At 67.6% G+C, this 16,504-nt stretch carries 9 protein-coding genes; 6 read left to right on the top strand and 3 right to left on the bottom strand.

The genetic code is table 11. The annotated features are described in order from the left end of the window. Window positions 1-139 precede the first annotated feature (139 nt). A complete protein-coding gene (locus LuPra_RS15745) occupies window positions 140-3,187 on the bottom strand; it encodes a hypothetical protein (protein WP_110171626.1) in 3,048 nt (1,015 codons plus the stop codon). 294 nt (window positions 3,188-3,481) lie between these two features. Between LuPra_RS15745 and LuPra_RS15740 the strand changes: the two genes are divergently transcribed. The 4 genes from LuPra_RS15740 (at window position 3,482) to LuPra_RS15725 (ending at window position 12,840) form a co-directional block, all read left to right on the top strand. Continuing rightward, complete coding sequence (locus LuPra_RS15740) at window positions 3,482-6,031, top strand: IPT/TIG domain-containing protein (RefSeq protein ID WP_110171625.1); 2,550 nt, start codon at window positions 3,482-3,484, stop codon at window positions 6,029-6,031. 119 nt (window positions 6,032-6,150) lie between these two features. Next, window positions 6,151-7,794: a hypothetical protein gene (locus LuPra_RS15735; RefSeq protein WP_110171624.1), complete on the top strand. Its 1,644-nt coding sequence runs from the start codon at window positions 6,151-6,153 to the stop codon at window positions 7,792-7,794. 3 nt (window positions 7,795-7,797) lie between these two features. Further along, on the top strand, window positions 7,798-10,212 hold the full coding sequence (locus tag LuPra_RS15730) for a GDSL-type esterase/lipase family protein (RefSeq protein ID WP_110171623.1): 2,415 nt from the start codon (window positions 7,798-7,800) through the stop codon (window positions 10,210-10,212). 174 nt (window positions 10,213-10,386) lie between these two features. Then, window positions 10,387-12,840, top strand: coding sequence for a GDSL-type esterase/lipase family protein (locus tag LuPra_RS15725; protein WP_110171622.1), 2,454 nt, complete (start codon window positions 10,387-10,389; stop codon window positions 12,838-12,840). A 181-nt stretch (window positions 12,841-13,021) separates the two neighbouring features. Here the strand turns inward: LuPra_RS15725 and LuPra_RS15720 are convergent, their stop codons facing one another. Beyond that, a complete protein-coding gene (locus tag LuPra_RS15720) occupies window positions 13,022-13,597 on the bottom strand; it encodes a protein-methionine-sulfoxide reductase heme-binding subunit MsrQ (protein WP_110171621.1) in 576 nt (191 codons plus the stop codon). 156 nt (window positions 13,598-13,753) lie between these two features. Next, window positions 13,754-14,710: a protein-methionine-sulfoxide reductase catalytic subunit MsrP gene (gene msrP, locus LuPra_RS15715; protein ID WP_110171620.1), complete on the bottom strand. Its 957-nt coding sequence runs from the start codon at window positions 14,708-14,710 to the stop codon at window positions 13,754-13,756. Window positions 14,711-14,844: 134 nt separating this feature from the next. Here msrP and LuPra_RS15710 point away from each other — a divergent pair, with 134 nt between their 5' ends. Continuing rightward, on the top strand, window positions 14,845-15,753 hold the full coding sequence (locus LuPra_RS15710; RefSeq protein ID WP_157899253.1) for a glycosyltransferase family 2 protein: 909 nt from the start codon (window positions 14,845-14,847) through the stop codon (window positions 15,751-15,753). Window positions 15,754-15,836: 83 nt separating this feature from the next. Then, on the top strand, window positions 15,837-16,502 hold the full coding sequence (locus LuPra_RS15705; RefSeq protein ID WP_110171619.1) for a DUF1175 family protein: 666 nt from the start codon (window positions 15,837-15,839) through the stop codon (window positions 16,500-16,502). The last annotated feature ends 2 nt before the right edge of the window (window positions 16,503-16,504 follow it).

Raw genomic sequence — 16,504 nt, 5'->3', positions numbered from 1 at the left:
CTACCGTGCGCGTCTATTCAAGATACAAAGGTCGACGGCTACGAAAGCCGGCGGACACGGCCTCTGACCAACGCCGAACGCTGCACTCCCCTTTTGTTGTCAGCGTTTCGGCATTCGGCGTTCAGCGTTCAGCGTTCGTCTAAGGCAGCCGTGTCGCCACCGCATTGGTGCCCGCCGCCCACCGCACGCCGCCGGCGTCGCTGTACATCGCCCGCTCGACGACGATGGGCACGGCGGTGCTCTCGACCAGCAACCCGAAGCGACGGCCGACCGCGCTCGGGAAGTACCCGGGATCGCCGATCGCAAGGTTGAAGCGGCTGTTCGGACCGACCGTGTAGGTCTGCGTCTCGGGGGCCTGCGTCTCCGACAGCATCGTCACGTTGATGGTGGCGGCACTCGCCGTCGGGTTGCTCACCAGCACGTACGTCCGGGTGTTGCGTGCGCCGCCGACTTCACCCTCCGCCAGCGCCCAGCGCGTGGCCGCGGCCGTGACGCCGCCACTGTTGTGCGCCTCCGCCCACGTGCTCGAGTCGCCAGGCCACCACATCGACCGCTCGACGAGAATGCCGACGCCGTTGTCGACGACCACGTCGGTCGAAACGGCAGTGTCGGCCAGGCGCGCATAGTCCGGATTGGCGGCAATCAACTGTGCATCGCGGCCCAGCGCGTCCACCCACACGGTCCCGCGCGACAGCGCCGGCACCGTCTCCCGATGCTCCACCACGGTACCGTCGCCGAGCAGGAAGCGGAGGCGGACATCGGCGGCTTGCGATGACGGGTTGGCGAGCAGGATGAAGAGATCGAAGAAGGGTCCCGTGGCGCCTTCGGCAAGCAGCCAGCGTTCGGCCGGCGCCGGCAACGCCACGCTGTCGTGGCCGGCCGTGAACACCTGCCCGTTTCGATCGAGGTACATCGCCCGTTCGGCGATGATCGGCGCGGTGGCGTCGATGCGGGCCGACACCTCTGCGGCCGCGAGCGAGTCGCCGTCGTCCCAGCGCTCCATGTCGACCCACACCGTCAGGCGCGCGCCCGGTGGCACCGTGTAGTCCTTCGTGCGGGGTGGGCGACCAGCGCGGAGATACGTCACGGTCACGTCGGCCGCGTTGGTGCCGGGATTCAGGAGCAGGTAGAACGTGTTGAACCCGCCCATGGTCGCGCCCTCGGCGAAGTACCACGTGGAGCGCGGCGCCTCGGTCGCCGATTCGGCGTGACTGCCGTAGCCCGAACCATCCCAGGTCACTGTCCGATCCGCGACGACGAGCGTGTTGGCTTCGATCGTAGTCGCAAAGGAACCGGCGACACCGGCGATGGTGCCAGCGTCAACGGTGACGCGGCGGCTCGGGGCGATCGTCACCCAGTGCTCGCGGGTCACGACCACGCCGGAGGAGTCTGGAGGACTCGCAAGCCGCAACTGCACCTGAGCCGGGGTAGTGGCACTCGGATTGACGAGGGCGATGCGCGTCGAGAAGAAGTCGTTCTGGACGCCTTCGGCGAGGTATCGCTGGAGCCGGCCGACCGGGTGCAGGCGACGCTGGTACTCCTGCAGGTTGCTGAGTCCGTCACCGTCAGGGTCGCCCGAGCCCCCGTCGTTGCCAGACGCGGCGTTGGGGTTGAGCCCAGCCTGGATCTCCCAGGTGTCGGGAAGGCCGTCGTTGTCGGTGTCGACTGGCGCGGTCACCGGCGCCGCGTCCTGCTGTACCGTGACCGTCTTGCCCGCAACAATCAGTCCAGCCGTTCGCGCCACGCTCACGTTGGCGGCGGCCACGAACGACACCGTGCCGGCTCCTGTCCTCGTCGTCGGCCCATTGACCGACAGCCATGACGGATTGCCGCTGATCGACCAGGTGCACGCACTGCCAGTGTTGACCGTCAGCGGCGGCAAGCTGCCACCGCCACTGGTCGTGGACTGCGTTGTCGGCGTCACGTCAAACGTGCACGTACCGCCGCCGGCGTCGGTCGGATAGATGGCCTGCAGGCCCTCGAGGTCGTCCGGCCCCAGCGCCGGCGGGACCGGCGTGATGGCCTGGCAACACGAGGGATACATGATGTTGCTCGAGGCGTTGGTCACCGAGCCGTCGGTCGGCGTGTGCCCCAGACCGATGGCGTGGCCGACCTCGTGCTCGATGACGCGCGCGAGAAACAGCGACTGCCCCAGCTGCGGCATCTCGGCCTTCGTCGCGAAGACCACGAAACCGTAGGTAATCTTCGAGAACGTGATGCCGTTCACTATCCGGGTCACGCCACTCGAACATGCGCCGCCGACCGCGATCACACCGCTTGTGGTGATGTCGTCGTCAGGGTCCTCGTAGCTGATGAGTCCGCCACCGGCGATGGGCGGCGTACCGCAGCCGAGGAGCGACGAAGATGCGACCGTCCTCGTGCCTGCATACGCGAGCGAGATCGTTGCGCCAGCCGGGTTGGTCCAGGCGCTCATCGCCTGGAGGATCTCCGCGTCGCTGTTGCCGCTGTCAAGTGGTGATGCCGTGAGGGTGTTGCGGTACCAGGGCACCGTCACACCGCTGTCGGCCTCGTGCCAGCGCATGTTGCCGAGCAGCTTGTAGCTGGCGACGACGGGCGTGGCGTTTTCGAGATTGGCCGCTGCGGGGATGTCGCCCGGCGCCGAGAGGCGCACGGGGCCGCGGCGCCGCACCGACCGGATCGTCGCGGCGAAACCCGCCAGCGAACGGCGTCGCGGGCCGGCGGCGCCGACGACCGGCTCTCCGCCCTCCTGCTGCACCAGTTCGACGTCCGCGACGGTGCCGCGCACGCCATAGACGGAACGACTCATGGACGAGGGGCGCCAGCCGCCCGCCGTGCGCTCGACAAGTGCGAGGATGTCGTCGCCGACCAGGAACTGCGCCGCCCCGACCACATGGAGGGTCGTGTCGCCCACCGTGCCGCCGAGTTCGCGAATCTCCATGACCGGATCCGCGCCGCCGGCGTAGTCATCGATCACCCGTACCCGCGCGACGGTCTCGATCACGCCGGTGCCAGCCCGCCGTTCCGTGCGCACGGACTCGACGCGGCCGCGGACGATGCGATCGGCAGCGGCAATCTCCTGGGTATCCGAGCGGACTTTCAACGTCGCCGCCGCAACGGGCGGGCAAGCGAGCCCCAGCAATGTCGCCGTGGTCAGGGCGAGCGAGAGGAGCGAAGCGGGTCGCGGCGTCCGGGCGAGCGGAGGCATGCCGCAGCCCCGCAATGCAACTCGCTTGCCGTATCTCGACGCCAACCAGCAGCGGAGAAATGTCGCGCAGGCGTGCCAACCGACCGACAGCGTCGGTTGAACGCGCCCCCGCGGTTTCGTCGACGCACGTACAGATGTGTCGGTGCGCGTTGTGCCTGACGAGGGCGTCGCCACGGCCGGGATTAAGGTCGAGGTAAAGCCATTTTTTGCCGGCTTTTCTGGAGGTATCTCCTATAATCGGCAGGCTCGCCGCGCTCCCGATGACCGGGTTGGCCCGGCGCGGGAGGTTTTTGTATGTCCTGGTTTCGTGGAGCGGCCCTGGCGGCTCTCGCATTCTTCGCCGCCGTGCCGCACGCCGGCGCACAAGGGGCGTCCACCTGGTACCTCGCCGAGGGCGCCAACAACGCCACCTTCGCGCAGGAGATCCTCGTCGGCAACCCCAGCGCGCAGGCACTGAAGGTCACGGTCACGCTGCTGCCCCAGTCGGACGCGATTGCGCCGACCCTGACCAAGACGTTCGATCTCGGCCCCAGTGCGCGGCTGACCGTGCGTCTCGGCAGCGACTTCAACCTGAATGGCAGCGCCTCGGCCAGCGTGACGGCGGTGCTCGCGAGCGACAACGCGACGCCGGCCGATGTGGTGGTCGAGCGGACGATGTACTTCCCGGGCGCGACGCAGTCCGGCTCGCATAACGCCAGCGGCGTGACGCAGAACGGCCTCTCGGACCGCTGGACGCTCGCCGAGGGTTCCGGCGGCGTGTTCGAGACCTTCGTGCTCGTCGCCAACCCGAACCCGACGCCGACGACGGTCCGCGCGACGTACCTGACCGGGACGGGCGAGTCGTTCGTGACCGAGCAGGTCGCGCCAGCCAACTCGCGCGTGACGTTGTATCCGCGTGGCGAGCACGTGCCGCTCGCGTCGGCCGACTTCTCCACCGTCATCGAGTCGCTGACGGCGGGCAACCTGGTGATCGCCGAACGCGCGATGTATTTCGACGCCTTCCACAGCGGCCACGACGCGCTCGGCGTGACGGGTCCGAGCACGACGTGGCTGTTTGCCGAAGGCTTCACCGGCGGCAATGCGGAGACCGCGTTCGAGACCTACCTGCTGCTGGCCAACACCGGCACGACGGACACGGTCGCAACCGTCGATTATCTGCTCGACAACGGTCAGGTCGTGACGCGCACCTATCCCCTGCTCGCCCGGCAGCGTTTCACCGTCTGGGTCGACCAGGAAGGCCGCACCTTCGACAGCCGTCTCACGGCAGCTGCGTTCGGCATTCGCGTGACCGCGGCCAGCCCGATCGTCGCGGAGCGCGCGATGTACTGGGGCACGCCGTCGGCCGGCGACCCGACGATGCCGACGTTCCCATGGAGAGAGGGACACGCCACGGCCGGCACCATTGCCGGTGAGGCGAAGTGGGCCTTCGCCGAGGGCCAGCAGGGCAGGTTCGGCGCCGCGGCGACCACGTTCGACACCTTCTTCCTGCTCGCCAATCCGCAGAACATCCCCGTGCTCGTCCAGGCCACGTTCGTTCGCGAGGACGGCAAGGGCATCGTCCGGACGCTGTGCGTGGCGCCCAATTCGCGCAGCAACATCTGGACGGCCGAGTTCCCCGAACTCGCGGGCCAGCGCTTCGCGACGTTCCTCGAATCGATCAACAGCAGCGATCCCGCCTGTGCCGCGGTTGCCAACACGGGCTTCGTGGCCGAACGTGCCGTCTACTCGGGCGCCGGGTTCCTCGCCGGTCACGTGAACGGCGGCACGCGCTGGACCGGTGCCATTGCCGCTCCGCCGGTCGCGCCAGCATTTGCCGTCACGAGCGTGTCGCCCTCGAGCGGGCGGCTGGCCGGTGGGCAGACGATCACCATCACGGGTGCCGGTTTCCAGCAGGGCGCCAAGGTGTTGTTCGACAATTCGACGTGGACCGCGGACCGCAACGCCAATACCAAGCTTGGCGATGTGGATCAAGCGACCGCCGTCGTGGTGTCACAGGACGGCACGACCATCACGGCCAAGACCCCGACACGCGATTTCTACAACGGCTACCAGACCGCCGGACCGACCACCGTGCGAGTGGTGAATCCCGACAACACGAACACGTCGCTCGCCAATGGCTTCACGTTCAAGCTGAACGTGCTCGCGTTCGGTGACGAATACGTCACGGGGCTGATCAATGGGTCGCCGGGCGTCGCTGCGACGCCGTTCCCGGCCAGACTCGAGGCATCGCTCAAGGCGTTCGAGAAGGACTTGCTGAACTCCAGCACCGGCGCCGCGACGGGATCGAAGGTGCTGCAGTTTGGCCAGTACGTCACCGTGACCAACGGCGGCTCGAACTTCGAATGCGCCTCGGCGACCAACACCGGGTGCACGGCGCAGTCGGGCCAGTCGCGATTCCCGGCGCTCGCGGATCAGGTCGCCGCCGCCAACGCCTCCGATGCGTTCGATGCCGTGATCTTCGCCGAGGGTGTCAACGACGTCGAGGCCGGCGTCCTGCCCAACAGCGTCGCCGGCGCCCTGCGCAACATGGTCGCCAGCGCCCGCGATCGCAAGATTGTCATCTTCATGACCAAGTACGAAGAGACCAACATCGGCACCCTCAGTGCCGACAGCGTCAAGGCGCTCGGGGATGCCATCTGGGGCGTCACGACCGACACATCGCTCGGTGTGGAGATTTACCGTCAGTCCTTCTTCCAGGTGCCGACCGTCGGCGGGCGACCCACACAGGCAGGCTACGACAGGATGGCCAGCGACCTTTTTACAAAGCTCACGCGCGAGTTCCCGCTGCAGCCTTGTGATGCCCGCAACGACAAGCCGGGTAAAGGTTGCCCGCGCAACCCGTAGACCGCGCAGCGCAAGGAGCAGCAGAAGGTAGGGCCGGCTCTCCGAGCCCGGCCCTCTCCCTGCGGCCCGTGGCGCCAAGAATTGGCCCGTTCGGAGAATGGGCCCTACCATACTCGCCGGTGATCGACTCTCTCCGCGGCGCGATCGTACGCCCGCTTGCTGCCCTGATCTTGTTCGTGGCCCTGGCCGTCGCCCACACGTGGCCCCTGGCAACCGCGCCGGCGACCCTCAGTCGCAACGACAACAAGGACACGGTCCTCAATGCATGGGCGATCGCCTGGGTGGCGCACGCACTGGTGACCGATCCGCGACACGTGCTCGACGGCAACATCTTCCACCCCGAGCGGCACACCATCGCCTTCTCGGATCCGGTGATCGTGCCAGGCGCGCTCGCCGTGCCGATCCGCGCGGCCGGCGCCGGACCGGTCCTCACGTACAACCTGCTGCTGCTCGCCGGTTACGCGCTCTCGGCGTGGGCGATGCAGTGGCTCGCGTGGCGATGGACGGGCGACTACGGCGCGTCCCTCGTGGCCGGCAGCCTCTTTGCCTTCAATGCGCACTCGCTCGTCAGCATGGGCCACATCCAGGCGATCCACGCCTACGGGCTGCCACTGCTGTTGCTCGGGCTCGACGGCCTGTGCCGGCCTGACAGGCGTCGCCTGTGGGATGGCCTGCTCGTCGGCGCAGCGACCGCCCTGCTCGCGCTCACATCGGGGTATCTCGCGATCTTCGGCATCGTCTGCGGCCTCACGGTGGTGGCTGCGCGGTGGCCGGAACTGAGGGAGCCGCCGCTGCGGCCACTGATTACCGCCAGCCTGGCAGGTGCCGTGCTGATTGCGGTCCTGGTGCTGCCGGTGTTGCGGGCCTATCGAGAGATGCGTCAGGCACAGGGATTCAGCCGGTCACTCGACCTGGTCGCCGCGATGTCGGCCAACGGCGCCGCCTACGCGGCCACGCCTGCGCGGGTCCACGAGCGCTGGGCACGTGACGTCTACCAGCGCGCCGAGCCGAAGGACTCGTTGTTCCCGGGCATCGTCGCGACGCTCCTGGCGCTCGCCGGTGTGGTATCTTTAGAGGCTGGCTTGCGGGACCCGCGAGTGCGCGTCGCAGTCGCTCTCGCCATCGTCGGCGTGGTGCTGTCGTTCGGTCCGGCCACGCCCGTGTACGACGTCTTCTATCGGGCCGTGCCGTTTGCCAGCAGTGTACGCGCCGCCTCACGCTTCGGGGTGCTGTGGCTGAGCGGGCTGGCGTTGCTGGCGGCATTCGGCACCGCCGCCCTGACCCGCCGCTGGCCGCGAATGGCGATCGTCACGTCGGTACTTGCGGTCGCGGCGGTCAACGTCGAGGCGTTCCGAGGGCCAGTGCCGTACGTCCGTGCGCCCGAGCCCTCACCGATCTACGACACGCTCGCCGCCCTCCCGCCCGGAGTGGTCGCCGAGATGCCGTTCTGGTGGCGGCCGATCGACGTGCCGCGCAACGCCAACTACATGTTGGACTCGACGCGGCACTGGAAGCCCCTGCTGAACGGGTACAGCGGCTTCACCCCGGAGTCGTACCGCAAACGGGCCGACATCCTCTGGTACTTTCCGTTCAGGGCCGCCAGTTTCGCGGAACTCGACCGTGCGGGGGTGTCCTACGTGGTACTTCACCTGCCCGAGTACGGGAGCCAGCGACGCGAGGCTCGCGAGTTGATTGCGGCGTCGGGCCGCTGGCGCATCGCCGCCGCCAGCGACGACGTCGTGCTGTACGAACGCATCAGGTAAGTCATGTCTTTGCGATCCACACACGTGTTACGGCTGTTCTGTGTCCTCTCCTGCCTGCTGTTCACGCCCGCCTTGGTGTGGGCCCAGGATACGTCGCGCTGGTTCCTTGCCGAGGGCGCGAGCAACGCCGTTCTCGAGGAGGAGATCCTGGTCGGCAACCCGGGCGCATACGACCTGACAGTGACGGTCACGCTCCTGCCAGACCCGAGTGCGCAGCTGGCTCCAGGTACGACGCTGAGCAGGGCCTTCCCGCTGCAGGCGACCGGTCGCCTGACGGTGCGGGTGGCCCAGGCGTTTCCCGGGTTGAACGGCGCCGCCTCGGCAACAGTCTCGGCCGTCAGGGCCGGTACGTCCACGCCCGAGAACATCGTGGTGGAACGGTCGATGTACTTCCCGGATGGGACACGTGCGGGAGGTCACAACGCCAGCGGTGTTACAGCGACGGCTCAGCGATGGATCCTCGCCGAGGGCGCGAGCGGCATGTTCAGCACGTTCATCCTCGTGGCCAATCCGAACGCCACCACGGTGAGTGTGCGCATCCAGTACCTCAAGAGCACGGGAGACATCGTCACGTTCGAGCGGACGCTGCCCGCCAACAGCCGGACGACTTTCTGGCCGCAGGTCGAGTACCCGGCGCAACTCGGATCCGCTGAGTTCTCTACGGTCGTCGAGAGCACCGAGCCCGGCAAATTGATCGTCGCCGAGCGAGCGATGTACTTCGACCCCTCGCCAACCGGGAGCGGCTTTCAGCGCAGCGGACACGATGCCGTCGGCGTGCCCGAGGCCAGCTACGAATGGTACTTCGCCGAGGGCTACACGGGCGGCAACGCGCAGACGGCATTCGAAACCTTTCTGCTGCTCGCCAACACCAATGGCGCCGCCACGACCGCATCCGTGACCTACCAGCTCGATTCGGGCCAGACGGTGACGCGCGACTACGCGCTGGCGCCCAATCAGCGCCTGACTGTGTGGGTCGACCAGGAAGGACGCAGCTTCGATGCGCGCCTCAAGGCCGCGTCGTTCGGGATGACCGTCCGCGCCACACAGCCGATCGTTGCCGAACGGTCGATGTATTGGGGCACGCCGTCGGCCGCAGACCCGACGACACCGACGCTCCCGTGGCGGGAAGGCCATGCCACCGCCGGGTCACCCGTGCTGGCGTCCAGGTGGGCGTTCGCCGAAGGGCGCGAAGGCGAGGACGGGTCGGTACGGCCGTACTCCACGTTCTTCCTGCTCTCGAACCCCTCGGCGTCAGCGGTGAACGTCAAGGCGACGTTCTTCACCGAGGACGGCGGCGGCGTGACGACGACGCGGACGATCGCTGCAGGCGGCCGTGCGAACATCTGGACCGCTGAATCCGCACTCGGCGCCCTCGCCAACCGTCGGTTCGCGGTGGCGATCGAGAGCACCAACGGCGGTACCTTCGTGGCCGAACGCGCGATGTACGCATTCAGCGATTTTCGTGCCGGTCACGTCAACATGGGCACGCCGTGGCCAGGTGTCATCGCCGCGCCTGCGCATCCGCCGGCAACGGTCACGATCACGGGCATCTCGCCGGCCCAGGTGCGCCTCAGTGGCGGCGAGCCGATCACGATCAGCGGCACCGGCTTCTCCATCGACTCGGAAGTCACGCTGGACGGTATTCCGATGACGGTGACGTCCGCGACGAGCACGACGATCACGGCAATCACGCCCGTTCGTACTGCCACGACCGGGTTCGGCTCGGTGGGACCGAGTCGCGTCCGCGTGACGGCGTCCGGGTTCACGACGGTCGCCGGCACCATCCAGCGGGTGTTCCGCGTGCTCGCCATCGGCGACAGCTTCACCGAGGGTCAGTTGGTGGAGCGGATACCGATTCCACCGCCTCCCCCGACGCCGACCAATCCGACGCCGGTCAGCCCGGGCTTTACGCAGACGTACTCGTTTGCCAATCCGCCCTACCCTGAAGCGCTCGAAGGCGTGCTGCACACGGACGCGCAGTACGGGGCCACCGCCGACGTGGACAACGCCGGATTCTCAGGGGAATGCGCGTCGATTGCGGGTTGTTCGGGCAACCCCACCAGAGGGGCGGATCGCATCGGCCCGCTGGTCACCGCCAGGAAGTACGACGTCGTGATCATCCTGGAGGGTTTCAACGACCTGAATGCCGGCGGCTCATTGAGCGGCGCCATCACCGCCCTGCGCTCCATGGGCACGACGGCCCGTGCCTCCGGCGCAACGGTCGTGATGGGCCGCATCCAGGTGATGCGCTCCGACATGTTGGACGCGATCCGGACGATGGCGCTCGAAGAGATGTTCACCCGCGTCGACTTCGGGGCCAGCGTCGAGATCGGGACCGACGACGTTCACCCGACACAGGATGGCTACGAGACGATGGCCGGTATCGTCTACGGCGTGATCAAGGGCACCATCAAGTAGAGCGAGGGGACGCAGGCGGCGAGATTCGGGATTGGGGATTCACGTACTTCCTATCCGAGGGAGGTATCCGAGAATCACCCACTGCACTCGCTCTTGCCCCGCGGGCGGCGCTCGATCTATCGTGGTCGTTCGGCCTCGGCGCATTCCTCGCGCAGGCCTGGTGGTCATCTCGAAATGCTGTCCCGGATCGCGCTCACGCTACTGCTTTGCGGCAGCGCGGTGACGCCTGCCTTCGCGCAAGGCGCGAGCACGTGGTTCCTTGCCGAAGGAGCCAGCAACGGCACGTTCGACGAAGACATCCTGGTCGGCAACCCGTCGGCCAGCACGCTCAGCGTGACAGTCAGGTTGCTACCGGCGCCGGACGCCCTGATCACGCCGCCGGGCACCGTGCTCGAGAAGGTCTTCACGCTGCCAGCCACGGGGCGGCTCACCGTCAACATCCGACGCGAGTTCCCTGCCCTGAACGGGGCCACGTCCGCACAGGTGTCAGCCGTCGTCAAGGACACCAGCACACCGGCCGACATCGTCGTCGAACGGTCCATGTTCTTCCCGCTCACGGGCACGCCGTACGCGGGTGGAACGGGCGCGAGCGGTGTGACCGCACCGGCGAAACGCTGGATCCTCGCGGAGGGCGCGGCTGGCGTCTTCGAGACATTCATCCTGATCGCCAACCCCAGTGCGGCGCGAGCCGCGGTCACGGTCCGCTACCTGAAGGGGGACGGCGCCAGCGTGGCCGAGTCGACGACGATCGAGCCTGGCAATCGCGCGACGCTCTGGCCGAGTGCGAATCCGGCGCTGGCAGGCCAGGGGTTCTCTACGGTTGTCGAAAGCGACCAGCCGGTAGTCGCCGAACGGGCGATGTACTTCGACAACTTCCGCAGTGGCCATGACGCGCTCGGCGTCACCAGCGGCCGGACGACTTGGTACTTCGCGGAGGGGTTCACGGGAGGCAACGCGACGATCGCGTTCGAGACGTTCCTGCTGATCGGCAACGACAACCCGCAGCCTGCGTCGGTCACCGCGACGTTCTTCCGCGACAGCGGTGCGCCGCTGAGTCGCACCTACATGGTTCCGGCGCAAAGCCGTTTCAACATCTGGACCGATCAGGAACGCGACGCGAGCGGCGCGCTCCTGCTGCCCGGTACGGCGTTCTCGGTGCGCCTGAACAGCTCCGTGCCGATCGTGGCCGAGCGATCCGTGTACTGGGGCACGCCGTCGGCGGCTGATCCCACCACACCGACGTTTCCGTGGAAAGAGGGGCACGTCGTTGCCGGCGTCGAGCAACCGGTGGCGAAATGGGCTTTCGCAGAGGGACGTCAGGGCGATGACGGGTCCGGCGGGCGTTACGACAGCTTCTTCCTGGTGGTGAATCCATCGGCCGTGGACATCGACGTCCGGGCGACGTTCGCGACCGAAGACGGCACCGGGGTGACGACCATGGTGAGGGTGCCGGCCAACACGCGCGCCAACATCTGGCCAGCCGCGGGCCTCACGCCGGACTTCGATCTGCTCCAGGGCCGACGCTTCGCGGCGTTCCTCGAAAGCGTGGGCGGGCAGCCCTTCGTCGCCGAGCGGGCGATGTACTGGAACGAGTTCAACGGTGGCCATGCCAATGCCGGCACGCCATGGAGCGGGACGTTCAGCACGCCGGCGCAGGCGCCCGTCGACGTGCAGGTGGCGAGCATGACGCCGACATCGGGGCGGCTCACCGGCGGGACCTCGGTGACCATTCGTGGGCAGAACTTCGGCCCCGCGCCGGAGGTGCGGTTCGGCGGACAGATCGTGCCTGTGACGGTCAGCCCCGACCGGACCGAGTTGTCATGGACGGTCCCGGTGCGCAACGTCACGACGGGCTACGGCTCCGCGGGCCCGACCGAGGTGACCGTGAGGTCACAGAGCCGGTTCCTGCGGGCGCCGAACTTCACGCGGTACTTCACTGTCCTCACCTTCGGCGACAGCCTGACCTGGGGACAGGTCACGAGCTATATCCCGGGCACCTCGATGAAGGTCTCGGGCCAGGCGTCGCGCCCGTACCCACGCCAGTTGAAGATGCTGCTGTCGCAGAATCCCCAGTTCGGTCCGTATGCGCTGATCACGAACGCCGGATGGCCCGGAGAGTTCGTCACGGTTGCGGGCGGAGGCGGCAACACGAACCCGGGTGGCGTGGCGCGGTCGGCTCGGTGCACTGCCGGCCAGCCCAATTGCTTCGCACCGACTGGCGCTGACCCGACGGACTACTTCACGCCGTTCGACGTGGCCCTGTTCCTCGAGGGCATCAACGACCTGAACGCCAACATCGCGCCAGGCTTCGTGACCGCCGGCATGAAGAGCATGGTCGTCGACGCCAAGGCGACGAGCGCGCAGGTGGTCCTCGAACTCTTCCAGTCGTACGGCAAGGACATCTTCGGCACCGAGTCGACCGACCCGGCCAAGGTCACTGACTACAACAGGCGGCTCGAAGGACTGGCGGCGGAGCAGCAGGTTTTCCGCGAGCGCTACGCGGGTATCAGCATGGGCCCCGACGGCCTGCATCCGAGCCAGGCAGGCTACGACGCGATGGCGACCATCGCCTACGACAAGTTGCGCGACATCTTCCGCCGCTGCGGCACGACGGGCGCCTGTCCGTAGGCGCTTCGCCCAAATACCAGTTCCGCCCGCGTTCGGCTTCGTCATCGGGCCGTCGATCTTCGAAGGGCGAAGGAGGCAGGAAGCTGGAGGCTGGAAGCAGCTGAACGTTGGAGGCTGCAGGACTTACCCGAACAGGACGCAGGACGCTGGCTGTTCCGCGTTAGGCGTTAGGCGTTAGGCGTTATCGTGTCCAGTAATACGCACGAATCGCCATCAGTACGGCGAGAATGCTGCCGTACAGGGCCGGCTCTCGGAGGTCGTCGCCCTTCACGATCCAGAGCAGGTGGATCACGCCGCACACGGCCGCCAGGTACACGAAGCGGTGCAGGCGCTGCCAGCGGCGCCCGAGCCGCCGGATCCACCCGGTGGTCGACGTGATGGCGAGCGGCAGCAGGATCAGGAACCCTGTCAAGCCCACAGTGATGTAGCGCCGCTTGGCGATGTCGGCCACGATCGACGTCGGGTCGAAGAACTGATCGAGCACGACGTACGTGCTCAGATGCAGGCACACGTAGAAGAACGTGAACAATCCGAGCAGGCGCCGCCACTGGATGATCCCGTTCCATCCCGCGAGGCGGCGAATCGGCGTCACCGAAAGGCTCACCAGCAGCAGGCGCAGGGACCACTGCCCGGTGAAGTCGGTGATGTCGTCGATCGGATTCGCGCTGAGCCGGCCGGACACGACGCGATAGACCAGCCACGCCAGCGGCGTGAGGCACAGCAGCCAGATGATCGGTTTGGCCTGACGTGGAGTCATTGAAGGTAGGGACCGCTCTCCGAGCGGTCCATCGGTGCGGCCTGTCACGACGGCCCAGAGCGCCGCGGTCATGGACGCCTCGGAGAGGCGTCCCTACCACCGTGACGTGAAGCGTCCAGCGTTCGGCGTTGGTCGTGAGGCGCTAAGCGTCAGGCGTTAGAAGTTCCTCTTGAGGTCGAGCCCCCGGTACAGGCCCGCCACCTGGTCCCCGTAGCCGTTGAACATCAGGGTCTCGCGGCGGAGGAATTCGCCGAGGCGCCGTTCGCGCGCCTGGCTCCAGCGGGGATGGTCGACCTGCGGGTTGACGTTGGAGTAGAAGCCGTATTCCTCTGGCGCCGACAGGTTCCACGACGTCTGCGGCTGTCCCGTCGTCAGGCGGATCCGGACGATCGACTTGATCGACTTGAACCCATACTTCCAGGGCACCACGAGACGTAGCGGCGCACCGTTCTGGTTGAGGAGCGTCTTGCCGTACAGGCCCACCGCCATGATCGTCAGCGGATGCTGCGCCTCGTCGAGGCGGAGGCCCTCGCGATACGGCCACTCGAGTACCGGGTAGCGCAACCCGGGCATCTCGCTGGGCCGCTGCACGGTCGTGAACTCGACGAATTTCGCCTTGGCCGAGGGCTCGACGACCTTCAGCAGGTCGCGGAGCGGAAAGCCGACCCACGGAATCACCATCGACCACCCCTCGACGCAGCGAAGGCGGTAGATGCGCTCCTCGAGCGGGAAACGCTGGAGCAGGTCCTCGAGCGTGTAGTCGCCGGGCTTGCCGACCTCGCCGTCGATCTTGACCGTCCACGGCGCCGGCTTGAACCTGCCGCTGTTGGCCCTCGGGTCGCTCTTGTCGGTGCCGAACTCGTAGTAGTTGTTGTAGCTGGTGATGTCCTCCAACGGGTTGAGCTTCTCGCCGGTGGTGCTCAACGGACTCTTGCGCACGTTCGCCAGGGCGGCGCCGCCCTGGGCCCGCGCCTCATCGAAGGGCAGCAAGGCCCCGGCCACACCAGCAGCCGCCACGCCGACCGAGGCACGGATGAAGGCGCGACGATCGAGATAGAGCCGTTCGTCGGTGATTTCACGCGTCGGAATCGTTGGTGTCGTTCGAATCAACATCGTCGTGTCCCGTTGTGGGCCGCGGCCAACCGTCCTCGTGGCACGCCCATCAGGTACTTCGTCAACCGCCCCGGGTTGGTTACAGTCGGCCGGAACAGCCATACGCGCAATCGTGGCACACTGGCGGCCCGGTCGTGGACCCAGTCGCCCCCGTCACGCTCGTCTTCGTCGCCTGGAACGCCCGCCGGCACCTTGCCCGTGCGCTCGACGCGGCCATAGCCACTGGCTGGCCGGTCATCGTGGTCGACAACGCCTCGACCGACGGCACCAGCGAGTACGTCCGCGTGCGGGTGCCGGAGGCTCAGCTGGTCGCCGCCGACCGCAATCTCGGGTTCGCGGGCGGCGTCAATGCCGGGGTACGCGAGTCGTCGACGCCGTGGGCGCTGGTCCTCAACCCCGATATCGTCCTTACGCGGGCGGCAGTGGATCGGATGCTCGCGGCAGGGCTGGAGGCCGATGTCGGCGCCGTCGGCGCACAGTTGATCGGGCCAGATGGCCATCCCCAGCCAGGCTACAGCCTGCGTCGCTTCCCCACCCTCGGCACCTGGGCGGCCGACCTGCTGCTGCTGGACCACCTCTGGCCGGACAATCCGGCGTCGCGGCGCTATCTCGCGACCGATCTCGACCGAACCTGCGATCAGGATATCGAGCAGCCCTCGGCCGCGTGCCTCCTCGTGAGGCGGCTCGCGTTCGACTCCGTCGGTGGCTTCGACACGCAGTTCCATCCCGCCTGGTTCGAGGACGTCGACTTCTGCCAGCGCATGCGCGTCGCGGGCTGGCGACTCCGCTACGCCGCTGGCGCGCAGGTCGTGCACGAAGGTGGCGTGGCGATGCGCGCGCTCGGCCTCGGGTCGTTCTCGACGATCTGGTACCGGAACCTGCTTCGCTACGTCGCCAAGCAGGGTTCGCTGGCAGCTCGCGTGCTGATCCGGCCGCTGCTCGTGGTCGGGATGCTTCTGCGAACCGTGATCAGCCTGCTGCGTGGCCGGCGTGACGAAGCGCGCGCCTACCTCGAGGTCCTCCCTATCGCGTTCGGCCGGTAACCCTCCCGACGACTCCCGACTCCGCATCCCGACTCCCGAATCCCGTCCCCGCGATTCCCCGATATACACTCACCCGCGACCAGATGCGTGTTGCCGCGCTGTTGACTGCCCTGTTCCTCGTTGCTCCCGCGGCGACGCCCCGTCTCACGCTCGACGCCCAGGACCGCGCCGCCTTCATGGCGTGGTTCACCCTGCTGGCCGACGCCCAGTTCTATCGGGCCACCCCCGACGTCACCGATTGCGCCGCGCTCGTCCGGCACGCGACCCGCGAAGCTCTGCGCGATCACACGCCCGAGTGGCTGCGTCGGATCGCGATCCCGGGCGGGCACGTCCGCCCCGCGTTGCACGCACGCCCGATCGCCGCCGGCGACAGCCTGCCGCTCTTTCGCGTCTCCGACACCACACCGGCCCGTTACGCCGAGTTTGCCGACGCGCGCACGATCCTTCGCCTCAACGCAGCGCTCGTGAGCCGTGATGTGGCCGCGGCCAGGCCGGGCGATCTGCTCGCCTTCCGGCAGGAAGGCCAGCGCCTTCCCGAGCACCTGATGGTATTCGTGGGCAGGTCGGCGTTCGAGCCGGGGCGGACCGACTGGGTGGTCTACCACACGGGCCCCGACGCGGCCACCGGCGCTCCAGGCGAGATGCGAAAGGCATCGCTTGCCGATCTGCGACAGCATCCCTCGCCACGCTGGCGCCCGTTGCCTGGCAACCCCGCGTTTCTCGGGGTCTACCGACTGAGGATTGCATGAGC

Source organism: Luteitalea pratensis, from assembly GCF_001618865.1.
Taxonomy (GTDB): domain Bacteria; phylum Acidobacteriota; class Vicinamibacteria; order Vicinamibacterales; family Vicinamibacteraceae; genus Luteitalea; species Luteitalea pratensis.
Note: the sequence above shows the minus strand (reverse complement) of the source record. Positions and strands in the feature narration are given on the sequence as shown.

Coding starts and splice junctions, on each gene's coding strand:
- LuPra_RS15745 (WP_110171626.1), bottom strand. CDS start 3,187: ATGCCTCCGCTCGCCCGGACGCCGCGACCCGCTTCGCTCCTCTCGCTC.
- LuPra_RS15740 (WP_110171625.1), top strand. CDS start 3,482: ATGTCCTGGTTTCGTGGAGCGGCCCTGGCGGCTCTCGCATTCTTCGCC.
- LuPra_RS15730 (WP_110171623.1), top strand. CDS start 7,798: ATGTCTTTGCGATCCACACACGTGTTACGGCTGTTCTGTGTCCTCTCC.
- LuPra_RS15725 (WP_110171622.1), top strand. CDS start 10,387: ATGCTGTCCCGGATCGCGCTCACGCTACTGCTTTGCGGCAGCGCGGTG.
- LuPra_RS15720 (WP_110171621.1), bottom strand. CDS start 13,597: ATGACTCCACGTCAGGCCAAACCGATCATCTGGCTGCTGTGCCTCACG.
- msrP (WP_110171620.1), bottom strand. CDS start 14,710: ATGTTGATTCGAACGACACCAACGATTCCGACGCGTGAAATCACCGAC.
- LuPra_RS15705 (WP_110171619.1), top strand. CDS start 15,837: ATGCGTGTTGCCGCGCTGTTGACTGCCCTGTTCCTCGTTGCTCCCGCG.